The sequence below is a fragment of the Paracoccus acridae genome (assembly GCF_014642735.1).
GTDB classification, from domain to species: Bacteria; Pseudomonadota; Alphaproteobacteria; order Rhodobacterales; family Rhodobacteraceae; genus Paracoccus; species Paracoccus acridae.
Genome location: NZ_BMIV01000006.1, coordinates 40,095 through 61,851 on the forward strand (window position 1 = coordinate 40,095; position 21,757 = coordinate 61,851).

General features: G+C 67.9%; 19 protein-coding genes. 17 read left to right on the forward strand and 2 right to left on the reverse strand.

Annotated elements, in window-relative coordinates:
• Positions 1–63 precede the first annotated feature (63 nt).
• Together IEX25_RS10345 and IEX25_RS10350 are read left to right on the forward strand one after the other, a co-directional pair.
• The gene (locus IEX25_RS10345; protein ID WP_188715105.1) at positions 64–1,008 is read left to right on the forward strand and encodes a DUF1223 domain-containing protein; all 945 of its coding nucleotides are present in this window, start codon (positions 64–66) and stop codon (positions 1,006–1,008) included.
• An 80-nt stretch (positions 1,009–1,088) separates the two neighbouring features.
• Positions 1,089–1,697, forward strand: coding sequence for an inner membrane-spanning protein YciB (locus tag IEX25_RS10350; protein WP_103171438.1), 609 nt, complete (start codon positions 1,089–1,091; stop codon positions 1,695–1,697).
• A gap of 1 nt (position 1,698) precedes the next feature.
• Here IEX25_RS10350 and IEX25_RS10355 read toward each other — a convergent pair whose 3' ends face one another.
• Entirely contained in the window at positions 1,699–2,595 is an 897-nt protein-coding gene (locus IEX25_RS10355) for an alpha/beta fold hydrolase (RefSeq protein WP_188715107.1), read from the reverse strand.
• Between the two features lie 543 nt (positions 2,596–3,138).
• Here IEX25_RS10355 and IEX25_RS10360 point away from each other — a divergent pair.
• From IEX25_RS10360 to recN, 15 genes are all read left to right on the forward strand, one after another.
• Complete coding sequence (locus tag IEX25_RS10360; RefSeq protein ID WP_188715108.1) at positions 3,139–5,784, forward strand: Rne/Rng family ribonuclease; 2,646 nt, start codon at positions 3,139–3,141, stop codon at positions 5,782–5,784.
• A 97-nt stretch (positions 5,785–5,881) separates the two neighbouring features.
• Positions 5,882–6,625, forward strand: a complete 744-nt coding sequence (locus IEX25_RS10365; RefSeq protein ID WP_188715110.1) for a cytochrome c biogenesis CcdA family protein — start codon at positions 5,882–5,884, stop codon at positions 6,623–6,625.
• 105 nt (positions 6,626–6,730) lie between these two features.
• A complete protein-coding gene (gene ftsW / locus IEX25_RS10370) occupies positions 6,731–7,897 on the forward strand; it encodes a putative lipid II flippase FtsW (protein ID WP_188715112.1) in 1,167 nt (388 codons plus the stop codon).
• Positions 7,894–8,991 (forward strand): UDP-N-acetylglucosamine--N-acetylmuramyl-(pentapeptide) pyrophosphoryl-undecaprenol N-acetylglucosamine transferase, encoded by a 1,098-nt coding sequence (locus IEX25_RS10375; protein WP_188715114.1) that lies wholly within the window; start codon positions 7,894–7,896, stop codon positions 8,989–8,991. Before ftsW ends, IEX25_RS10375 begins: the two co-directional genes overlap by 4 nt.
• Positions 8,988–10,415, forward strand: coding sequence for a UDP-N-acetylmuramate--L-alanine ligase (murC, locus tag IEX25_RS10380; RefSeq protein WP_188715116.1), 1,428 nt, complete (start codon positions 8,988–8,990; stop codon positions 10,413–10,415). Before IEX25_RS10375 ends, murC begins: the two co-directional genes overlap by 4 nt.
• Positions 10,412–10,657: a DUF2484 family protein gene (locus IEX25_RS10385; RefSeq protein WP_103171445.1), complete on the forward strand. Its 246-nt coding sequence runs from the start codon at positions 10,412–10,414 to the stop codon at positions 10,655–10,657. Before murC ends, IEX25_RS10385 begins: the two co-directional genes overlap by 4 nt.
• Positions 10,654–11,022, forward strand: coding sequence for a hypothetical protein (locus IEX25_RS10390; RefSeq protein WP_103171446.1), 369 nt, complete (start codon positions 10,654–10,656; stop codon positions 11,020–11,022). Before IEX25_RS10385 ends, IEX25_RS10390 begins: the two co-directional genes overlap by 4 nt.
• A 43-nt stretch (positions 11,023–11,065) precedes the next feature.
• Positions 11,066–12,007: a UDP-N-acetylmuramate dehydrogenase gene (gene murB, locus IEX25_RS10395; protein WP_103171447.1), complete on the forward strand. Its 942-nt coding sequence runs from the start codon at positions 11,066–11,068 to the stop codon at positions 12,005–12,007.
• A gap of 203 nt (positions 12,008–12,210) precedes the next feature.
• Positions 12,211–13,101 carry a D-alanine--D-alanine ligase gene (locus IEX25_RS10400; protein ID WP_229665143.1) on the forward strand — a complete coding sequence of 297 codons (891 nt, stop codon included), beginning with the start codon at positions 12,211–12,213 and terminating at the stop codon, positions 13,099–13,101.
• Positions 13,089–14,030 carry a cell division protein FtsQ/DivIB gene (locus tag IEX25_RS10405; protein ID WP_229665138.1) on the forward strand — a complete coding sequence of 314 codons (942 nt, stop codon included), beginning with the start codon at positions 13,089–13,091 and terminating at the stop codon, positions 14,028–14,030. The genes IEX25_RS10400 and IEX25_RS10405 overlap by 13 nt, the downstream gene beginning before the upstream one ends.
• A 4-nt stretch (positions 14,031–14,034) precedes the next feature.
• Positions 14,035–15,369: a cell division protein FtsA gene (ftsA, locus tag IEX25_RS10410; protein WP_103171449.1), complete on the forward strand. Its 1,335-nt coding sequence runs from the start codon at positions 14,035–14,037 to the stop codon at positions 15,367–15,369.
• A 223-nt stretch (positions 15,370–15,592) separates the two neighbouring features.
• Positions 15,593–17,188: a cell division protein FtsZ gene (gene ftsZ, locus IEX25_RS10415; protein WP_103171450.1), complete on the forward strand. Its 1,596-nt coding sequence runs from the start codon at positions 15,593–15,595 to the stop codon at positions 17,186–17,188.
• 219 nt (positions 17,189–17,407) lie between these two features.
• Positions 17,408–18,337 carry a UDP-3-O-acyl-N-acetylglucosamine deacetylase gene (gene lpxC, locus IEX25_RS10420; protein WP_103171451.1) on the forward strand — a complete coding sequence of 310 codons (930 nt, stop codon included), beginning with the start codon at positions 17,408–17,410 and terminating at the stop codon, positions 18,335–18,337.
• Between the two features lie 182 nt (positions 18,338–18,519).
• Entirely contained in the window at positions 18,520–19,338 is an 819-nt protein-coding gene (locus IEX25_RS10425; protein WP_188715173.1) for an outer membrane protein assembly factor BamD, read from the forward strand.
• A 34-nt stretch (positions 19,339–19,372) separates the two neighbouring features.
• Complete coding sequence (gene recN, locus IEX25_RS10430) at positions 19,373–21,019, forward strand: DNA repair protein RecN (protein WP_103171453.1); 1,647 nt, start codon at positions 19,373–19,375, stop codon at positions 21,017–21,019.
• 6 nt (positions 21,020–21,025) lie between these two features.
• On the opposite strand, the gene IEX25_RS10435 is transcribed toward recN, so the two are convergent.
• Positions 21,026–21,745: a sulfate/molybdate ABC transporter ATP-binding protein gene (locus IEX25_RS10435; RefSeq protein WP_103171454.1), complete on the reverse strand. Its 720-nt coding sequence runs from the start codon at positions 21,743–21,745 to the stop codon at positions 21,026–21,028.
• Between the last annotated feature and the right edge of the window lie 12 nt (positions 21,746–21,757).

A 21,757-nucleotide genomic window follows, 5' to 3' on the forward strand; every position in this document is an offset into this window, starting at 1 on the left:
GGAATGCTGACCGGACCGGCAGCCAGACAGATCAGATCCCTTGCCGTCGCGGGGTGGTGCGCCATGGCCCTGGGGCTTGGCGCGGATGCCGCCTGGGCGCAGGGCGCGGATGGTCCGGTTGGCCTTGGCCAGGCGGACACGGCCGCACCCGGCAGCCCGGATCGCGCGGTGCCGGAAGGGCAGGGGGGCGATGCGCCGATCATCGCCGCCCCCAGCGATCCGGGCCGCTGGGCGCCGCCCCCCTCGACCGCCTATGTGCCGTCCGAGATGGGCGGCTTCAACAGCTTCGCCGCCGGAGAGACGGCGCCCCTGCCGATGGACCGCTTCAACCCCGGCGACCTGCCGGTGGTGGTCGAGTTGTTCACCTCGCAGGGATGTTCGTCCTGTCCGCCCGCCGATGCCATGCTGGCGGGCCTGTCGGACGAACCGGATGTCCTGCCGCTGTCCTTTCATGTCGATTACTGGGATTATCTCGGCTGGGCCGACAGCTTCGCCCGGCCCGAATTCACGGCGCGGCAGGAAGCCTATGCCCATGCTGCGGGGGAAAGGGCGGTCTATACGCCGCAGATCATCGTGGACGGCCAGGATACCGCAGTGGCCGTCGGTCCCGCGCAACTGATGGGGCTGATCGACGCCAGCCGCGTCGCCCCCGCCATGGTCAGCGTCCAGCGGGAAACCACCCCCAGGGGCGAGGCGATCGAGGTGATGCCCCTGTCCGATCTGGGCGGCGAGGTGGAGATCGTGATGATCCGCTATGCCCCGGAACGCCAGGTGCACATGACGGCGGGGGAAAATCGCGGCAAGGTCGTCACCTATACCAATGTCGTCCTGTCGCTGGAACTGCTGGCCGAATGGGACGGGGCCGCGCCCCTGCGCATGACGGTCAGCCCCGACGGATCGGCAAGCGACAGCTTTCCCACCGATACCCGCCATGCCCTGCTGGTCCAGCAGGAACACGGCGGCGACGGGTTGCCCGGCCCGATCCTGGCGGCGATCCGGCTGGATTGACCGCCGGCCATGGCCGGGGCTTGCCCGGCGGCCCGCAATGCGGGACAACCCCCTGCGGAACAGCACAAGGGACGGATGCGATGAAGGAACCGAAAGCCTGGGTCTTGCAGGTGCTGGAATGGGGGCCGCTGCTGCTGTTCTTCGCGGTCTTCATGCTGAACCGGGGGGATCAGGTCGCGCTGTGGGGACAGGAATACACGGCCCTGGTCTTCGCTACGCTGGTCTTCATTCCCGCGCTGGCGCTTGCCACCGTGATCCGCTGGCGGCTGACCGGCAAGCTGGCGCCGATGCAGATCGCCACGCTGGTGCTGGTCGTGGTCTTTGGCGGGCTGTCGGTCTGGCTGAACGACCCGCGCTTCTTCAAGATCAAGCCGACGATCATCTATCTTCTGTTCGCGGGCCTGCTGGGCTTCAGCCTGATCACCCGGCGCAACTGGCTGGGCGCGATCCTGTCCGAGGCGCTGCCCATGGACGCCCAGGGGTGGCGCAAGCTGACCGGACGCATGGCGCTGTTGTTCCTGGGCCTGGCCATTGCCAACGAGATCGTCTGGCGCGGCATGTCCGAGACGACCTGGGTTTATTTCAAGACCTTCGGGATGCCCGTGGTGATCTTCGTCTTCCTGATGGCGAATGCGGGGTTGTTCCGCGCCCATTCCATCGAGGTGCCGACCGACGACGCCACCAAATAGGTCAGGCTCTGACGCCGCCGAACTGGGCGGGCGGGGCCAGCAGGCGCGACCACCGGGGTTCGATCCGGCCCGGCAGGCGGGCACGCAGCATGGACAGCGGCAAGGCCCAGGGCTGGGCCATCGCGGTGCGATAGAAATCGAACAAGCCCCGGCGCAGATAGGGTGTCCAGTGCGACAGCCGCAGAAGCGGGCGTTCGGTCGGAAAGCCCAGCCGGTCCAGGGCCGCAAGGGTCGGGTCGTCGTCGATCTGCACGTCCAGCCAGTTGTCGGCCGGACGATCCAGCCCGAAGCCCAGGGCCTGCCTGCGGCCCCGGTCCAGCCACAGCTCCATCGCGAAATCGAACAGGTCGTTTTCGCGCGACGTGATGTTCAGCACCTCGGCCCGCCGGCCCGCGGGGCTGTCCAGGGCGGCGGCGGCCGTGTCGCGGAATTCCGCCCCCGCCAACAGCACGATCCGGCCGATGCTGCCCGGATCGGCGTGGCGCAGCGCCTGCAAGCCGACCCGCGCGCCCAGGGAATGACCGATCAGCGCGACCGGCCGCCCCCCCAGGCCAGCCAGATCGGACACAAGGGCCGCCATCGCGCGTCCCGCATCGCCTGCCCGGCCGTAAGCCCCGCCCAGCATCCCCCGCGCTTCCCATCCGAAGGCCAGGGCCAGCCCCTCGTCCGGGGCATCCGTGCCAAAGCCCAGGGCACGCGGCCAGGACAGCACCCGCCTGTCTGCGCAGTCAGGTTCCAGCGACAGGATCAGGCGATGGGGATCGCAATGCGGCGCGGCCGGCGAATAGCGGTATCCGTGGATCATCACGATCACCGGCGCATGGGCAGGCAGAAGGCGGACAGTGTCGGCCAGACCGTCCGGCAGCCCGCCATCCGCATCGACCTTGACCACCGGCATGACGGTGCCTCCTGTTCCTGCCCAAGGCATGGGCCAAGGGTGCAACAGCGGCGTGAAAGAAGCGTTAAGGCTGCGTGACGCACGGTGCGCGCAACGCGTTTGCGCAGGCTGGATGCCGCCCATTCCGGGCCATGCCGTTTTCACCATTGAATTTTCCACCCGGCCCCCTCTATGTTGCGGCTATGCGTTTCGCGATCTTCAATTGAGGGTTGTGGCACGCTTCCAGTTTCGCAGCGCGACACCTCTGGCACCGATTCACGGAAGGCGGCATGTGTCACGCGGAAAGCCCGCCCGCGGCGCATGACCATGCGACCGGGCGATACCAGACAGCGGCGCGGCGGGCCTGGCGGCCTTCGCGTCAACCGTAAGGAACAGACGCGATGACGCGCGCAAGGGACGGACAGGATCGGAACGGGGGGGCATCAGGCCTTTCCCGCCGCATCGCCGTTGCCCCAGCCGCGCCCGTGTCCCCATCACAACGCGGCCTTTCGGCGGGGGTGCCCCTGGCACCGCCCGGCACAGGCGCGCGCGAAAGATTTGAACATGGCAAAGAAAATGCTGATCGACGCCACCCATGCCGAGGAAACTCGGGTGGTCGTGGTGGACGGAACCAAGGTCGAAGAATTTGATTTCGAGACCGTAAACAAGCGCCAGATTTCGGGCAACATCTACCTGGCCAAGGTCACGCGGGTCGAACCCTCGCTGCAGGCGGCCTTTGTGGATTACGGCGGAAACCGCCACGGTTTCCTGGCCTTCGCGGAAATCCACCCGGATTACTACCAGATCCCGGCGGCCGACCGCGCGGCGCTGATCGCCGAAGAACGCGCCTATGCCGAGGCGCAGGAAGCCGAGGAGGCCGCCCGCAGCAGCCGCCGCAAGCCCCAGGCCGAACGCGCCGAGGCCGGCGACGAGGTTGCCACGGCCGACGCCCCCGAGGCTGACGAAACCGGCGCCGACGAGGATCGGGCCCAAGAGGCCGGCGAGGCCCGGGACACGGATACCGCCGAGGCTGACGGAAACGGCCACGACCACGACCATGACGGCGAAGCCGCCGCCAGCGATGCGTCCGACAAGGACGAGGAGATCGAATCGGTCGCCGAGGAAGACGTGGCCGAGGAAATCCGCGTCCAGAAGAAGCCGCGTCCCCGCCGCTACAAGATCCAGGAAGTGATCAAGGTCCGGCAGATCATGCTGGTCCAGGTCGTCAAGGAGGAACGCGGCAACAAGGGCGCCGCGCTGACCACCTATCTGTCGCTGCCGGGGCGGTATTGCGTCCTGATGCCCAACACGGCGCGCGGCGGCGGCATCAGCCGTAAGATCACCAACGTCGCCGACCGCAAGAAGCTCAAGGACATCGCGTCCGAACTGGACGTGCCCAAGGGCGCCGGCCTGATCATCCGCACGGCGGGCAGCCAGCGGACCCGGACGGAAATCCGGCGCGATTACGAATACCTGCTGCGCCTGTGGGAACAGATCCGCGATCTGACCTTCAAGTCCATCGCCCCCGCCCCGATCTATGAGGAAGGCGACCTGATCAAGCGGGTCATCCGCGACCTGTACAATTCCGAGATCGACGAGGTCCTGGTCGAGGGCGAGCGCGGCTATCGCGTGGCCAAGGACTTCATGAAGATGATCATGCCGACCCATGGCCGGGCCGTGCAGCAATATACCGACCAGATGCCGCTGTTCGCGCGCTATCAGGTGGAAAGCTATCTGGCCGGGATGTTCAATCCGGTCGTGCAGCTGAAATCCGGCGGCTATATCGTCATCGGCGTGACCGAGGCGCTTGTGGCCATCGACGTGAACTCGGGCCGGGCCACCAAGGAAGGCTCGATCGAGGAAACGGCGCTGAAGACCAACCTGGAGGCCGCCGACGAGGTGGCGCGCCAGTTGCGCCTGCGCGACCTTGCCGGCCTGATCGTCATCGACTTCATCGACATGGAGGAACGGCGCAACAACGCCGCGGTCGAGAAGCGGATGAAGGACAAGCTGAAATCGGACCGCGCGCGGATCCAGGTGGGCCGCATCTCGGGCTTCGGCCTGATGGAGATGTCGCGCCAGCGGCTGCGTCCGGGGATGCTGGAATCGACGACCCAGCCCTGCGCGCATTGCCATGGCACCGGGTTGATCCGCAGCGACGACAGCCTGGCGCTGACCATCCTGCGCGCCATCGAGGAAGAAGGCACCCGCAAGCGGTCGCGCGAGGTTCTGGTCCGCGCGCCGGTGACGGTGGTCAACTTCCTGATCAACCAGAAGCGCGAACATATCGCCGGGATCGAGGCGCGCTATGGCCTGTCGGTCCGGCTCGAGGCCGATCCGGCGCTGATCTCGCCCGATTTCGCCATCGAGAAGTTCAAGACCGCGACCCGCAACGTGCCCGAGGTCTCGGCCTCGGTCCTGTCGGTGGATGCCGATCTCATGGCCCAGATCGACGATGAGGACGAGGATCTGCCCGAGGAGATCGAGGCCGAGGCGGAGATTGAAACCGAGGGCGATGAAGGCTCTGAGACCGCGACCGCCGAGGATGAGAACGGCGAGGGCCGGTCCCGCCGCCGCCGCCGCCGTCGTCGCCGCAAGGGCGAGCGTCCCGAGGGCGAGAGCGCCGAGGCCGGCGACGAATCCGAGGAAATCTCTGGGGATGTGACCGACAGCGCCGAGGAGCCTGAGGCAGAGGAGGCCGAACAGAACGGCCGCCGTCGCCGGTCCCGGTCGCGCAGCCGTCGCCGTGGCGGCGATCTGCCCGAGGCCGGGGGCCTGCCCGAGGTCGTCGATCTGCACGATCAGCCGGATGAGCGTGCCGAATCGCTGCCCGGCCTGAATGCCCGGCCCGAACCGCAGGATCCGCTTGCAGGCGCATCGCCCGCGGCAGAGGTGCCTGCGACGGATGCGGCGACCGAGGAAGGCGAAATCGTCGCCCTGTCCGAGATCGCGGTCGAACCGCAGGCAGCCGAGACCCCTTCGTCCGAGGAGATGGCCCGCTTGCAGAGCGAGGAAACCGTGATCGCCCGGATCGTGGCCGAGGCGTCGGAGCAGGACCAGGCCGAGGAGCCTGCGGACGCCGCCCCCGATCCCACCCCGGATCCGGCGACGGAGCTTGCGCCCGAACCCGCCCCGGCGCCCGAGCCCGAAATGGCCGAGGCCGACGCGGATCGCCCCAAGCGCCGCGGCTGGTGGTCCGGCAATCGCTGACGACACGGGGGCGCGGGAACAAGGCCCGCGCCCTTCTCGCCAAGGCGTGACGCAATGACCCATGGCTTGCGCCGCCCGAAAGGGTAAGGTGCCGGCCATGCTGGGAATCGAACTTGCCACTGCCGCCTTCCTGCCCGCCGCCCTTGTGGCGATGCTGGCCGGGATCCTGTCCTTTCTGTCGCCCTGCGTGCTGCCCATCGTGCCGCCCTATCTGGCCTATATGACCGGGGTGGGGGTGAACGGCCTTCGGGCGCAGGAACGCAGCGCCGTCTTGCCCGCGCTGTTCTTCGTGATGGGCCTGTCCACGGTGTTCCTGATCATGGGCTTCGCGGCGTCGGCCTTTGGCCGCGCCTTCCTGCAATATCAGGACCTTCTGGCCAAGATCGCAGGCGGCGTGGTGATCGTCATGGGCCTGCATTTCCTGCGGGTGATCCGCATTCCTTTCCTGGACCACGAGGCCCGCATCGACGCCGGCGCCCAGGGCGGCGGGGCGTTCGGCGCCTATCTTCTGGGCCTGGCCTTCGCCTTTGGCTGGACGCCCTGCATCGGCCCGCAACTGGGCATGATCCTGTCCCTGGCCGCGACCGGGGGCGAACTGTCGCGCGGCACCGCGCTTCTGGCGGTTTATGCGCTTGGCCTGGGGATCCCGTTCCTGCTGGCCGCGATCTTCATCAACCGCGCCATCGGTCTCATGAACCGCATCAAGCCTTGGCTGCATGTGATCGAGCGCGTGATGGGCCTGCTTCTGGTGATCGTGGGGACGATGCTGATCACCGGGGCATTCTCGGCCTTTTCCTATTGGCTGCTGGAAACTTTCCCCGGCCTTGCGATGCTGGGCTGACCGTTGGGGCACAATCCCCAGTGGCGCGAACCCGATTTTCGCGCTATGCTGACCGACAGACCCGGATAAACGGGCGGAACAAGAGGCAGTGACGGCGGTATCCCCATGACCGAGATGGTCTTTGGCACGACGCCCGTACGGGCGGGCGACCCGATTCTTCCACGCTGGTGGCGCACGCTGGACAAGTGGTCCCTGGCCTGCGTGCTGGGGCTGTTTTCCATCGGCATCCTGCTGGGGCTGGCGGCGTCGGTTCCGCTGGCGGAAAAGAACGACCTGCCGCGGTTCTACTATGTCCAGCGGCAGGCGGTGTTCGGGGCCATGGCGCTTATGACCATGCTGGTCATCTCGATGATGTCGCCCCGCCAGATCCGCCGCATCGGCGTGATGGGCTTTGCGGCGGCCTTCGTGCTGATCCTGCTTCTGCCCCTGATCGGCGAGGATCACGGCAAGGGCGCGACCCGCTGGCTGTCCATCGCCGGCATCTCGATGCAGCCGTCCGAGTTCCTGAAGCCCGGCTTTGTCGCCATCTGCGCCTGGTTCATGGCCGCCGCGCAAATGGTCGGCGGTCCTCCGGGCAGGCTTTATTCCTTCATTACCGCCATGGTGGTCGTGATCCTGCTGGCCCTGCAGCCCGACTTCGGCCAGGCCTCGCTGGTGCTGTTTTCCTGGCTGGTGATGTTCTTCATCGCCGGTGCGCCGATGCTGTTCCTGTTGTCCGTGGCGGGGCTGGCCCTGGTGGGCGGCGTCTTCGCCTATGGCGCCTCCGAACACTTCGCGCGCCGCATCAACGGCTTCTTGAACCCCGAAATCGACCCGCGCACGCAGATCGGCTATGCCACCAAGGCCATCCAGGACGGCGGCTTCTTCGGCGTCGGCGTGGGCGAGGGAAGCGTGAAATGGTCACTGCCCGACGCCCATACCGACTTCATCATCGCCGTCGCGGCCGAGGAATACGGCACCGTCATGGTCCTGGCGGTGATCACGCTTTACTGCACCATCGTCGTGCGGTCGCTGCTGCGCCTGCTGCGCGAACGCGATCCCTTTGCCCGCATCGCCGGGGCGGGCCTTGCCTGCGCCTTCGGCGTGCAGGCGCTGATCAACATGGGCGTGGCCGTGCGCCTGCTGCCCGCCAAGGGCATGACGCTGCCCTTCGTCAGCTATGGCGGATCCTCGGTGATCGCATCGGGCATCGCCGCCGGGATGCTGCTTGCGCTGACCCGCACCCGCCCCCAGGGCGAACTGGCAGAGATCCTGCGCAGGGGCCGGGGATGAGCGTGGCGGCAGATGCACCCCTGGCCTTGATCGCCGCCGGGGGAACCGGGGGCCACATGTTCCCGGCGCAGGCTTTGGCCGAACTGCTGCTGGCCGAAGGCTGGCGCGTCCGATTGTCCATCGACGACCGGGGCGCGCGCTATGCGGGCGGCTTTCCCGAAGGGGTCGAGCGCAGCATCGTGCGGTCCGCGACCACCGCACGCGGCGGGCTTGCGGGCAAGCTGACCGCGCCGGTCAAGATCGCCGCCGGCGTGCTGTCCGCGCGGGCGGCGTTTCGCAGGAACCGTCCGGCCGTGGTGATCGGGTTCGGCGGCTATCCGACGATCCCGGCCATGTCGGCGGCCCTGTCGATGGGCGTGCCGCGCATGATCCACGAACAGAACGGCGTGATGGGCCGCGTGAACCGGGTCTTCGCCCCGCGTGTCCACCGCGTCGCCTGCGGCACCTGGCCCACCGACCTGCCCCACGCCATCACCGGCGTCCATACCGGCAATCCCGTCCGCCAGGCGGTGCTGGACCACGCGGCGGCCCCCTATGCCGCGCCGGGGGATGGGCCGCTGCATCTGCTGGTGATCGGCGGCAGCCAGGGTGCGCGCGTCCTCTCCGACGTGGTTCCCGCCGCCATCGCCGCCTTGCCGGGCGACATGCGCGCCCGCCTGCATGTCAGCCACCAGGCCCGCCCCGAAGACGCCGACCGCGTCGCCGCCGCCTATGCCGAGGCGGGCATCGGTGCCGAGGTGCAGCCCTTCTTCACCGACGTCCCGGAACGGCTGGCGCGGGCGCAACTGGTGATCAGCCGGTCGGGCGCCTCGTCGCTGGCCGACATCACCGTGATCGGCCGCCCCGCGATCCTGATCCCCTATGCCGCCGCCGCCGGCGATCACCAGACCGCCAATGCCCAGGCACTGGCCGAGGTGGGCGCGGCCCTGATCCATCCCGAATCGGTGCTTGACGCCCCCGGCCTGACGCGCGACATCCGCGCGATCCTGAACGACCCCGCCCGCGCGGCCCAGATGGCCGCCGCCGCGCTGTTTCTTGCCCGTCCCGATGCGGCGCGGCGCCTGTACGACCTTGTCACGGAGATTGCCCGATGAACGCCGCCACCAAACTGCCGCATGAACTGGGGCCGATCCACTTCATCGGCATCGGCGGCATCGGCATGTCGGGCATCGCCGAGGTGCTGCTGACCCTTGGCTATGACGTCCAGGGCAGCGACGCGAAGAAATCCAAGATCACCGACCGGCTGGAAACCCTGGGCGCCCGCGTCTTCGAAGGCCAGCGGGCCGAGAACATCGGCCAGGCGGGCGTGGTCGTGATTTCCACCGCGATCAAGAAGGGCAACCCCGAGCTTGAGGAAGCGCGCCGCCGCGGCCTGCCCGTTGTCCGCCGGGCCGAGATGCTGGCCGAGCTGATGCGGCTGAAGTCGAACATCGCCATTGCCGGAACCCACGGCAAGACCACGACCACCACGATGGTCGCGACCCTGCTGGATGCGGGCGGGCTGGATCCCACGGTCATCAACGGCGGCGTGATCCATGCCTATGGGTCCAACGCGCGGGCGGGCGCGGGCGAATGGATGGTGGTCGAGGCCGACGAATCCGACGGCAGCTTCAACCGCCTGCCTGCCGACATCGCCATCGTCACCAACATCGACCCCGAGCATATGGAGCATTGGGGCAGCTTCGATTCGCTGCGCAAGGGCTTTTATGACTTTGCTTCCGGCATCCCGTTCTACGGCCTGGCCGTCTGCTGCACCGACCACCCCGAGGTGCAGGCCCTGGTGGGCAAGCTGACCGACCGCCGCGTCGTGACCTTCGGCTTCAACGCCCAGGCCGATGTGCGGGCGATGAACCTGCGCTATGAAAACGGCATCGCGCATTTTGACATCGCGCTGCAGGGCGAGGGCCCCACCGAGACGGGCGATGTCGAGATGATCGAGGGCTGCACCCTGCCCATGCCCGGCGACCACAACGTCTCGAACGCGCTCTCGGCCGTGGCGGTCGCCCGCCATCTGGGCATCAAGAAGGCGGAAATCCGCGAGGCGCTGGCGAAATTCGGCGGGGTGGGGCGGCGCTTTACCCGCGTGGGCGAGATCAACGGCGTCACCATCATCGACGATTACGGCCACCACCCGGTGGAAATCGCCGCCGTCCTGAAGGCCGCGCGCCAAGCGACCAAAGGCCGCGTGATCGCCGTCCACCAGCCGCACCGCTATTCGCGCCTGTCGAACCTGTTCGACGACTTCTGCACCTGCTTCAACGAGGCCGACGTGGTCGCCATCGCCGATGTCTATGCCGCGGGCGAGGATCCGATCCCCGGCGCCACCCGCGACGACCTGGTCGCGGGCCTGATCGCGCATGGCCATCGCCACGCCCGCGCTATCCTGGACGAGAACGACCTGGAGCGTCTGGTCCGCGAACAGGCGCGGCCCGGCGACATGGTGGTCTGCCTGGGGGCGGGCACGATTTCCACATGGGCCAACGGCTTGCCGGAACGGCTGCAAGGACGGGCCGCATGATGCATTCGGCGGTCCTGGCACTGGCTGTGGTGATGGGCTGGCTGCTTCTGGCGCGGCTGGCCCGAACCCTGCGCCCGCGCCAGCGGCAGCGCGCCTTGTGGGCCTTGATCGCCACGGGCGTGCCGATCCTGGGCTGGCTGACCTATACCTGCGGCCCCTTGGCGGGCATCGGCTTCCTGACGCTGGGCGTGCTTGTGCTGGTCCGCCTGCCGCTGAGGACGCGGAGCCGGGCGGCCCCGTGATCCTTTTCTATCTGGGTGTCGCCCTTGTGGTGCTGTGGTCCGTCTGGACCGGAGCCACCCGCATGGCCGCACGATCCTTTCGCCCCTTGCTGCTTGCACTGGCCGCGCTTCTGGCCGGGGCAGGGGTCTGCTGGCTGATCGGTTCGCGGAAATCCGACTACTCCGCGCTGTTCGCCACGATCATCGCCCTGCTGCCGCTGCTGGCCGCGGGTTCCGTGGCTTTCGGCGCGGCCCTGCGATGGGTGCATGATGCGACCCGCCGTCGCATTGCCTCGGATTCCGACTGGCCCCCTGCGCGTCTTTGGGATGTATGGGGCCTTTGCGCGCTGTCCGCCCTTTCGGTGATCGCCGCCCTTCTGGTCTGACCCGCCGGTTGACCCAGGGCGCGCCGCTGGCTACCACACCGCCATGATGACCGACCTTCCCACCCCCCGTGGCACGCTGACCCCCGACCGTCCCCTGGACAGCCTGACCTGGCTGCGCGTCGGCGGCCCGGCCGACTGGCTGTTCCAACCGGCTGACGAAGACGACCTGGCCGATTTCCTGCGCGATCTGGACCCGGCCATGCCGGTCTTTCCCATCGGCGTGGGCAGCAACCTGATCGTGCGCGACGGCGGCATCCGGGGCGTGGTGATCCGGCTGGGGCGCGGCTTCAACGCCATCACGGTCGAAGGCGACTGCGTCACCGCAGGCGCGGCGGCGCTTGACGCGCATGTCGCGCGGCGGGCGGCGGATGGTGGGCTGGACCTGACCTTCCTGCGCACCATTCCCGGCAGCATCGGCGGGGCGGTCTGCATGAACGCGGGCTGCTACGGCAGCTATGTCGCCGACCATCTGGTCCAGGCCCGCGCCGTCACCCGCCAGGGCGAGCGCATCGTGCTGGGCCATGACGAGTTGCGCTTTGCCTATCGTCACGCCGAACTGCCCCCCGGCTGCGTGCTGACCGAGGCCACGTTCCGCGCGGCCCCCGGCGATCCCGATGCGCTGCATCAGAAGATGGCCGACCAACTGGCCCGGCGCGATGAAACCCAGCCCACCCGGGAACGCAGTGCCGGGTCCACCTTCCGCAATCCGGCGGGGTTCAGCTCCACGGGCCGGGCGGACGATGTCCACGACCTCAAGGCCTGGTCGCTGATCGACCGCGCGGGCCTGCGCGGCCACAGCTGGGGTGGGGCGCAGATGTCTGAAAAGCACCCTAATTTCCTGCTGAACACCGGCGGCGCGACCGCAGCCGAGCTTGAGGCCCTGGGCGAACTGGTCCGCCGACGGGTGCTGGAGGACAGCGGCCACGATCTGCAATGGGAAGTGATCCGGATCGGCGATCCCCTGGGCGATTCAACCGAGAATTGATTAACGATTTTCGCAACAATCTTTAGCAGATAGCTAAAATTCTCCTTTTGTGATTTCCGCGCATCAGCTATTCTTTCCCGATAAGCGCAGATCGGGGTCCAACCCGGCAGCGCGGGGACAGAAATCCCGGATCAACCGGGGCGAAAGGCGAAAAAGACGTGGCGGGCAGGTCGAGCAGGACAGCCCATACCGTAGCCGTTCTGATGGGCGGACCCTCGGCCGAGCGCGAGGTGTCGCTGTCATCGGGGCGCGAATGCGCGAATGCGCTGCGGGTGGCGGGCTATGAGGTGATCGAGGTCGAACTGGGGTCCGAACGCGGCGCCGATCTGGTCGCGCGGCTGGCGGGCCTGCGCTGCGACGTGGTATTCAACGCCCTGCACGGCCGCTTTGGCGAGGACGGCTGCGTCCAGGGCATCCTGGAATGGCTGGACCTGCCCTATACCCATTCGGGCGTGCTGGCCTCTGCCCTGGCGATGGACAAGACGCGGGCCAAGGATGCGCTGCGTGCGGCGGGGTTGCCGGTCGTGGACAGCGTGATCGCCGCTGCTGACGAGGTGCGCGCGCGCCACGTCCTGACCCCGCCCTATGTGGTCAAGCCGAATGACGAAGGGTCGTCCGTGGGCGTCTATATCGTCCATGACGGCGCCAACCAGCCGCCGCAATTGGCCGACACGATGCCCGCGCAGGTGATGGTCGAAGCCTATGCGCCGGGGCGCGAATTGACCACGGCGGTGATGGGCGACCGCGCCCTTGGCGTGACCGAGATCGTGACCGAAGGCTGGTACGACTATGCCGCCAAATACTCGGTCGGCGGATCGCGCCATGTGATTCCCGCCGACATCCCCGACGACATCGCCGAAGCCTGCCTGGATTATGCGGTCCGCGCGCACCGGGCGCTTGGCTGCCGGGGCCTGTCGCGCACCGATTTCCGCTGGGACGAGACGCGGGGCCTGGACGGGCTGATCATCCTCGAGGTGAACACCCAGCCCGGCATGACGCCGACCTCGCTTGCGCCCGAACAGGCGGCCCATGCGGGAATAGAATTTCCCGAACTGATGCGCTGGATGGTCGAGGACGCGCTGTGCCCGAAGTGATCGACCACCGCCCGAACCGACAGCCGCCGCCCGTCAAGCGCGATCCCGCGCCCTCGCGCCTGCAATACCGGCTTGAACGCATGTGGCTGCGCCCGATCTGGCGCCGTGCGGTGCGGATCGGCGTGCCCGCCTTCCTGATCGCCATGACGGCAGGGCTGTGGCTGGCGGACGAGGATCGCCGCGCCGTGCTGACGGACGGCGTCCATCAGGTGGTCAGGAAGGTCCAGAGCCGCGAGGAATTCCAGGTCACGACCATGGTGGTCGAGGGCGCGTCCCCGGTGGTGGACAAGGCGCTGCGCGCGATGCTGCCGGTGGATCTGCCCGCCTCCAGCTTCGACATCGACCTGACGGCGCTGCGGTTGCAGGTGATGCAGCTTGACGTGATCGAATCGATCGACCTGCGCATCAAGCCGGGCGGGATCCTGTCGGCCGTCGTCAAGGAACGCGAACCGGCGATCCTGTGGCGCCATGCCCGCGGGATCGAGATCCTGGACCGGAACGGCCACCGCGTCGCATCCGTCACCGCGCGCGACGTGCGCCCCGACCTGCCCCTGATCGCGGGCGAGGGCGCCGATCTTGCGGTCCCCGAGGCCCTGGCCCTAATGGACGCCGCCGGGCCGATCCTGCCGCGCGTGCGGGGCCTGGTGCGCCGGGGGGAACGCCGCTGGGATCTGATGCTGGATCACGGCCAGCGGATCATGCTGCCCGCGACCGGCGCCGTGATCGCGATGGAGGCCGCGATGGCGCTTGACCGTGCCCAGGACATGCTGGGCCGCGACATCACCGCGGTCGATCTGCGCAATCCGTCGCGTCCGGTCCTGCGGCTGGGCATCGACGCGCGCAACACCATCCGCGAAGCGCGGGGCGAGCCGCTGCTGGGACCGGATGGCAAGGTCTTGCAGGAAGAGGAAAAAAAGAAGGGGGGCTGAAGCGATGGCAGAACTTTATCAAACGCAGCGGGCGATGCGGAACATCCGACGGGCCGCCCTGCAGCGCGGGGTGATCGGGATCCTGGACATCGGCACGTCCAAGATCGCCTGCCTGGTCCTGCGCTTCGACGGCACCGGCACGTTCCGCGAGACCGACGGCGTGGGGCCAATGGCGGGCCAGGTCAACTTCCGCGTGATCGGCGCGGCCTCGACCCGGTCGCGGGGGATGCGGCGCGGCGAGATCGAGGTGATGGCCGAAACCGAACGCGCCATCCGCACGGTCGTCGCGGCGGCGCAGAAGGTCGCGGGCGTGCGCGTGGATCACGTCATCGCCTGCCTGTCGGGCGGCCGTCCGGCATCCTATGGCCTTGCGGGGGAAATCACGCTGGACGCGGGCCGGGTCCAGGATCACGACGTGGCCTCGGTGCTGGCGGCCTGCGACGCGCCGGACTTCGGCCGTGGCCGCGAGGTGCTGCACGCCCAGCCGGTCAACTTTGCCGTCGATAACCGCACCGGCCTTGGCGATCCCCGCGATCACGTCGGCAACCGCCTGGCCTGCGACATGCATGTGCTGACCGTCGATGGCGACGTGATCGGCAACCTGGTCCAGTGCATCCGCCGCTGCGACCTGGAACTGGCCGGGATCGCCTCGGCCTCCTATGCCTCGGCCCGCGCGGCCCTGGTCGAGGATGAACAGGAACTGGGCGCGGCCTGCATCGACTTTGGCGGGGGCGGCACGGGCGTGTCGATTTTTGTCAAGAAACACATGATCTTCGCGGACAATGTTAAGATCGGCGGGCAACTGGTCACGCAGGACATCGCCCAGGGTTTGCGGGTTCCCCTGCCCGTGGCCGAGCGCCTCAAGACCCTCAGCGGCGGGGTCGAGGCGACCGGCCGCGATGATCGCGACATGCTGGAAATCGACGGCGGCTCGGATGACTGGGACGGGCGCCGCCGGTCGGTCAGCCGCGCCGACCTGATCGGCATCATGCGCCCCAGGGTCGAGGAAATCCTGGAAGGCGTGCGCGAGGTGCTTGACGCGGCGGGGTTCGATTCGATGCCCAGCCAGCAGATCGTGCTGACCGGCGCAGGCAGCCAGATCCCTGGCCTGGACGGCCTGGCGGCGCGCATCCTGGGTCCGAACATCCGCTGCGGACGGCCCCTGCGCATCGACGGGCTGGCGCATCAGTTCACCGATCCGGGGTTTTCCAGCGCGGTCGGACTGGCCTTGTTCGCCGCGCACCCGCAGGACGAGTGGTGGGATTTCGAGATGCCGGCGAACACCTATCCGGCCCGCAGCCTGCGCCGTGCTTACCGCTGGTTCAAGAACAACTGGTAAGCCATTGACACGGAATGTGTGGCGCCCTTGCGGCGCCACCACATCCAGAGGTATTGGCAAGATACCGCCGAAACAACCTGCGAATAACGCCAGATTTTGCGGATTTCACGCGTTTTTCCAGTGACGCAGGACCACCCGCCCGCTAGGATTGCCTTGGGACGACGAGGGATTCGACGGGCGGCAGGACATGACCCGATCGACATAGCAAAAAACAGGCGGAACCATGAACCTCAATCTGATGATGAACGATGACGACGAACTGAAGCCGCGTATCACCGTCTTCGGTGTCGGCGGCGCGGGCGGCAACGCGGTCAACAACATGATCGAGAAGAACCTCGACGGGGTCGAGTTCGTGGTCGCCAACACCGACGCGCAGGCGCTGTCCAGCTCGCGCGCGACCAATCGCATCCAGATGGGCCCCAAGGTGACCGAGGGTCTGGGCGCGGGCGCCAAGCCCATCATCGGCGCCAAGGCCGCCGAGGAAACGATCGAGGACATCGTCGATCACCTGATGGGCGCGCATATGTGCTTCATCACCGCCGGCATGGGCGGCGGCACCGGCACCGGCGCCGCCCCGATCATCGCCCAGGCCGCGCGCGAGATGGGCATCCTGACCGTCGGCGTCGTCACCAAGCCCTTCCAGTTCGAGGGCACCAAGCGGATGCGCCAGGCCGACGAGGGCATCGAGGCCCTGCACAAGGTCGTCGATACGCTGCTGATCATCCCGAACCAGAACCTGTTCCGCATCGCCAACGAAAAGACCACCTTCACCGAAGCCTTCGCCATGGCCGACGACGTGCTGTACCAGGGCGTCAAGGGCGTGACCGACCTGATGGTCAAGCCGGGCCTGATCAACCTCGACTTCGCCGACGTCCGGTCGGTCATGGACGAGATGGGCAAGGCGATGATGGGCACCGGCGAAGCCTCGGGCGAGAATCGCGCCCAGGAAGCCGCCGAACGCGCCATCGCCAACCCGCTGCTGGACGAGGTCAGCCTGAACGGCGCCAAGGGCGTGCTGATCAACATCACCGGCGGCTATGACATGACCCTGTTCGAACTGGACGAGGCCGCCAACGTCATCCGCGACAAGGTGGACAGCGACGCCAACATCATCGTCGGCTCGACGCTGGATCCCGAGATGGACGGTTCGATCCGCGTGTCCGTCGTGGCGACCGGCATCGACGCCGCCGTCGCGGCCGCCGAAGTTCCCGCCCCCCGCCGCAGCATGGCCGAACCGCTGACCCAGCATCCCTCGCTGGCCCAGAAGCCCGAGGCCGCGCCGCAGCAGGACGATCTGCCCGCCCGCCGCGTCGCCCCGCCGGTCGTGGAAACCCGGTCGGTCGCAGCCTCCGCGCCGGCCCCTGCCGCGCGGATCGAGGATGAGATGCCCGCCCCCGCCTATCAGCGGCGCGAGCCTGCCCAGCCGGCGATGCTGAACGTCAAGGAAGACGCGGGGTTCATCGCGCCCCGTGCGCCGCAGGGTGCCTCGCGCGGCCAGGCCACGCCCGAGACGCTGGAGCGTCTGCGCCGTGCGGTCGAACACAAGGGCGAACGCCAGCCACAGCCCGCGCCGCAGCCTGCCGAACCCGTTCGCACGCAAAGCCGGATGGCGGGCCTGGGCCGGATGCTGGAACGGATGGCCGGCCATTCCGACGCCTCGGCGCCGAAGCCTGCCGCGTCGTCGATTTCCGAACGCGTGAACGAACGCGTGGCCGTTCGTGCGCGTCAGCAGGAAACCGATTTCGACGATCTGGCCAGCCCCGACGCCGCCCAGGACAATGTGGAGATTCCGGCTTTCCTGCGCCGCCAGGCAAACTGACCGCGTCACATGCTTGATGCAGAAAAGGCCGCCTCGTGCGGCCTTTTTTCATGTTGCGATCAATTCTTCCCGCCCGACCTCGCCACCCGGCGCAAGCCTTTCCGGCCGAATGTTTCACGGCGTTACAATTCGTTAATTGAATGCCTGGCGCCCTGGGCCTAGGTCATCCGTTAAAGCGACGGATGATTTCGGCGCGAGACGAGAAGAAGGCAGGTTGTCATGCAGGCGACGTTGAAAACGAAGGTGGCGTTCCAGGGTGTCGGGCTTCATTCCGGTGCCCCGGCCCGGCTGGAAATCCATCCCGCGCCCGCAGGCCACGGCATCGTCTTCCGCCGCGTGGATCTGACGCCTGCCGTGGATATCCCCGCCCTGTGGGATCACGTCACGCCGTCGAAGCTGTGCACCCTGCTGGACGATGGCAAGGGCACCACGCTGTCCACGGTCGAACATGTGATGGCGGCGCTTGCGGGCACCGGCATCCACAACGCCCTGGTGACGGTGGACGGCCCCGAGGTTCCGATCCTGGACGGTTCGGCCGCGCCCTTCGTGCGGGGCATCCTGCGCGCGGGAATCGTGTTGCAGAACGCCGCCTTGCGGGCCATCCGCGTCCTGCGCCCGGTCGAGGTGCGCGAGGGTGATGCCTTTGCCCGCCTGTCCCCCGCCGACCATCTGGAGATCGACTTCGAGATCGACTTCACCGATGCCGCCATCGGCCACCAGGAAAAGCGCCTGGACATGGCCAATGGCGCCTTCCTGCGCGAACTGGCCGACAGCCGCACCTTCTGCCGTCAGGCGGATGTGGACGCGATGCGCAGGAACGGGCTGGCGCTTGGCGGCACCTATCTGAACGCGGTCGTCGTTGACGGCGCGCGCGTCCTGTCGCCGGGCGGCTTGCGCCACTCGGACGAAGCCGTGCGCCACAAGATGCTGGACGCCATGGGCGACCTGGCGCTTGCCGGGGCGCCGCTGCTGGCGCGCTATACCGGGCATCGGGCGGGTCACGCGATGACCAACCGCCTGCTGCGCGCATTGTTCGCCGATCCTGCCGCCTGGACCTGGGAAACCTGTTCGCCGGCCCTGGAAAACCGCCTGCCGGGCGCGGGTGTCGCGGCCTATGACCTGGCGGCGACGACCTGGGCGGCCGCCTGAGCGCGGCCTTCCCCGACGTCAGGCAGCGGCAGAATTCACAGGCAAAATTCAACGGATTGCCATTTTGCGCCCTCTGATGTTCTGTGCTAGAGGGTCCGGGCAGCGTGGCCGGGACGGGGCTGCTGCAAGGAAGAAGTCTTAGGCAGGTGACGATGGCGCGCTCGAAATTCTCGGCTTCCGTGATGGCGGCGATTCTGGCGGGTCTGGTGCTGACGGGGTGCGACAGGGGTGGTGGCTCGGGCGAGCGGCAGAACCTGGACCGCTTCACCGCCGAGGAAATCTACAAGCGCGGCGAATTCGAGCTGGAAAACAGCCGCAAGCCCGAAGACGCCGTCTTCTATTTCAGCGAGGTCGAGCGGCTTTACCCCTATTCCGAATGGGCCAAGCGTGCGCTGATCATGCAGGCCTATTCCAACCACCGCGCCCAGAACTATGAGGAAGCGCGGGGCGCGGCGCAGCGTTTCATCGACACCTATCCGGGTGACGAGGACGCGGCCTATGCGCAATATCTGCTGGCGCTGTCCTATTACGACCAGATCGACGAGGTCGGGCGCGACCAGGGCCTGACGTTCCAGGCGCTGCAATCGCTGCGCAGCGTGATCGAACAGTATCCCGACAGCGAATATGCCCGCAGCGCGATCCTGAAATTCGACTTGGCCTTCGACCATCTGGCGGCCAAGGAAATGGAGATCGGGCGCTATTACCTCAAGCGCGGGCACTATGCCGCATCCATCAACCGCTTCCGCGTCGTGGTCGAGGAGTTCCAGACCACGACCCAGACGCCCGAGGCGCTGCTGCGGCTGGTCGAGGCTTATCTGGCGCTTGGTCTGACGGACGAGGCGCAGACGGCCGGGGCGATTCTGGGCTATAACTTCCAGTCCTCGCCCTTCTACCAGGATGCCTATGGCCAGTTGCGCGGCCGGGGGCTGGCGCCCGAGGCGCGGGGCGACAACTGGCTGACGAATGTCTATCGCCAGATGATCCAGGGCCGGTGGCTTTGAGTTAGGGTGCAAACCGCCCTGCAAGGATAAACCGATGCTGAGATCGCTGGACATCCGCAACATGCTGCTGATCGACCGGCTGGATCTGGCCTTTGGTCCGGGCCTGAACGTGCTGACCGGGGAAACCGGCGCCGGCAAGTCGATCCTGCTGGACTGCCTGGGCTTCGTCCTGGGCTGGCGCGGCCGGGCCGACCTGGTGCGCCAGGGCGCCCAGCAGGGCGAGGTGACGGCGGTCTTCGACCTGCCCGCAGGCCATCCGGCCCGCGCCGTTCTGGCGGATGCGGGGATCGAGCTTGAGGACGACGATCTGATCCTGCGCCGGGTGAACGGGGGTGACGGGCGCAAGACCGGCTATGTCAACGACCGCCGCGTCTCGGGCGAGGTATTGCGGCAGTTGTCGGAAACGCTGGTCGAACTGCACGGGCAGCACGACGACCGGGGCCTGCTGAACCCGCGCGGCCATCGGGCGCTGCTTGACGCTTTCGGCGCCATCGACCTTGCCCCGTTGCGCGATGCCTGGGCCGCACGCCGCACGGCGCGGCGCGACCTGGATGGGGCCGAGGCACGCCTGACCGCCGCCCGCGCCGAGGAGGATTTCCTGCGCCACGCGGTCGCCGAATTGGACGACCTGATGCCCGAGGCGGGCGAGGAGGCGACGCTGGACACCCGCCGCCGCGCCATGCAGGGCGCGATCCGCATCCGCGAGGATGTCGCGCGCGCCTTGAAGATGCTGGGCGGCGAGGGGGCCGAGGGCGCGATGCTGGACGCGACCCGCTGGCTGGAAGGCGCGTCCGACCGCGCCGAGGGGCGGCTGGACGAACCACTGGCCGCGCTGTCCCGCGCGCTTGTCGAACTGGGCGAGGCCCATCGCGGGGTCGAGGATGCCTTGTCCGCGCTTGACGTGGATCCCGCCCAGCTTGAAGCGACCGAGGAACGCCTGTTTGCCCTGCGCGCCCTTGCCCGCAAGCACAATGTCCTGGCAGACGACCTGGCCGGGCTGGCGGATGAATTGCGCGGCCGCCTGGGTCAGATCGACGCCGGAGAGGCCCAGATCGCCGCCCTGCGCCGGCAGGTCGAAGATGCCGAGGCCCGATATGACGCCGAAGCCGAGGAGGTGACGCGCGCGCGCATCGAAGCCGCCATTGCGCTGGATCGTGCCGTCACCGCCGAACTGGCGCCCTTGAAGATGGAACGCGCAGTCTTCCAGACGCTCGTGACGCCGGGCGAACCCGGCCCCGACGGGCGCGACGACGTGGCCTTTACCGTGGCGACCAATCCCGGCGCGCCGGCCGGCGCCTTGGACAAGATCGCCTCGGGCGGGGAATTGTCGCGCTTCCTGCTGGCGCTGAAGGTCTGTCTGGCGCGCGGCAACGACGCGCTTGTACTGATCTTCGACGAGATCGACCGGGGCGTGGGCGGGGCGACCGCCGATGCCGTGGGCCGCCGCCTCAAGCGGCTGTCCGACGATGCGCAGGTTCTGGTCGTCACCCATTCGCCGCAGGTTGCGGCGCTTGGGGCGAACCATTTCCGGGTGTCGAAGTCGGTGCATGACGACATGACGACATCCACCGTGGCGGCGCTGTCGCCGCCCGAACGGGTCGAGGAGATCGCCCGGATGCTGTCGGGCGACCGGATCACCGATGCCGCCACGGGGGCGGCAAAGGCCTTGCTGCAGGGCTGACGCCGATCAGGCGCTGATGAAGTCGCGCACGAATTCGGTGGCGGGCTTGCTGCGGATGTCTTGCGGGCGGCCGATCTGTTCGATCCGGCCCATCGACATCACCACCACCAGGTCGGCCAGTTCCATCGCCTCGTCCTGGTCATGGGTCACGAAAACCGTGGTCAACCCGGTTTCGTCATGGATGTCGCGCAAGCCCTGGCGCAGTTCCTTGCGGACCTTGGCGTCAAGCGCGCCGAAGGGTTCGTCAAGAAGCAGCATCCGGGGTTCGATTGCCAGCGCGCGGGCCAGGGCCACGCGCTGACGCTGCCCGCCCGACAGCTGCGTCGGATAGCGGCCCGCGATGTCGGGCAGTTGGATCAGGTCCAGCAGCTTGGTGACGCGGCGGGTGATCTCGGCCTTGGGGGGACGCTGGCCGCGCGGGCGGGCGCGCAGGCCATAGGCGATGTTGTCGAAGACCGTCATGTGCCGGAACAACGCATAGCTTTGGAAGACAAAGCCCGCGCGGCGTTCCTGCACCGTCATGCCGGTCGCGTCCTGTCCGTTGAAAAGCACCCGCCCCGAGGTCGGGAATTCCAGCCCCCCCAGGATCCGCAACAGCGTGGTCTTGCCCGAACCCGACGGCCCCAGCAGCGCCACAAGCGCGCCCGAGGGAATGTTCAGCGACACGGGGCGCAGCGCGGTGGTGGCGCCGAAGGTCTTGGCGATTTCGTCGATGTCGATATGCATGGACGGTTCCCC

Excerpts from the sequence above, each read along its gene's own strand:
- IEX25_RS10365 (WP_188715110.1), top strand. The coding sequence starts at position 5,882 with ATGCTGGGAATCGAACTTGCCACTGCCGCCTTCCTGCCCGCCGCCCTT.
- IEX25_RS10345 (WP_188715105.1), top strand. The coding sequence starts at position 64 with ATGGCCCTGGGGCTTGGCGCGGATGCCGCCTGGGCGCAGGGCGCGGAT.
- IEX25_RS10435 (WP_103171454.1), bottom strand. The coding sequence starts at position 21,745 with ATGCATATCGACATCGACGAAATCGCCAAGACCTTCGGCGCCACCACC.
- ftsA (WP_103171449.1), top strand. The coding sequence starts at position 14,035 with ATGGCAGAACTTTATCAAACGCAGCGGGCGATGCGGAACATCCGACGG.
- IEX25_RS10355 (WP_188715107.1), bottom strand. The coding sequence starts at position 2,595 with ATGCCGGTGGTCAAGGTCGATGCGGATGGCGGGCTGCCGGACGGTCTG.
- IEX25_RS10350 (WP_103171438.1), top strand. The coding sequence starts at position 1,089 with ATGAAGGAACCGAAAGCCTGGGTCTTGCAGGTGCTGGAATGGGGGCCG.
- IEX25_RS10385 (WP_103171445.1), top strand. The coding sequence starts at position 10,412 with ATGATGCATTCGGCGGTCCTGGCACTGGCTGTGGTGATGGGCTGGCTG.
- ftsW (WP_188715112.1), top strand. The coding sequence starts at position 6,731 with ATGACCGAGATGGTCTTTGGCACGACGCCCGTACGGGCGGGCGACCCG.
- murB (WP_103171447.1), top strand. The coding sequence starts at position 11,066 with ATGATGACCGACCTTCCCACCCCCCGTGGCACGCTGACCCCCGACCGT.
- IEX25_RS10375 (WP_188715114.1), top strand. The coding sequence starts at position 7,894 with ATGAGCGTGGCGGCAGATGCACCCCTGGCCTTGATCGCCGCCGGGGGA.
- recN (WP_103171453.1), top strand. The coding sequence starts at position 19,373 with ATGCTGAGATCGCTGGACATCCGCAACATGCTGCTGATCGACCGGCTG.
- ftsZ (WP_103171450.1), top strand. The coding sequence starts at position 15,593 with ATGAACCTCAATCTGATGATGAACGATGACGACGAACTGAAGCCGCGT.
- lpxC (WP_103171451.1), top strand. The coding sequence starts at position 17,408 with ATGCAGGCGACGTTGAAAACGAAGGTGGCGTTCCAGGGTGTCGGGCTT.
- IEX25_RS10360 (WP_188715108.1), top strand. The coding sequence starts at position 3,139 with ATGGCAAAGAAAATGCTGATCGACGCCACCCATGCCGAGGAAACTCGG.
- murC (WP_188715116.1), top strand. The coding sequence starts at position 8,988 with ATGAACGCCGCCACCAAACTGCCGCATGAACTGGGGCCGATCCACTTC.
- IEX25_RS10400 (WP_229665143.1), top strand. The coding sequence starts at position 12,211 with ATGGGCGGACCCTCGGCCGAGCGCGAGGTGTCGCTGTCATCGGGGCGC.
- IEX25_RS10425 (WP_188715173.1), top strand. The coding sequence starts at position 18,520 with ATGGCGGCGATTCTGGCGGGTCTGGTGCTGACGGGGTGCGACAGGGGT.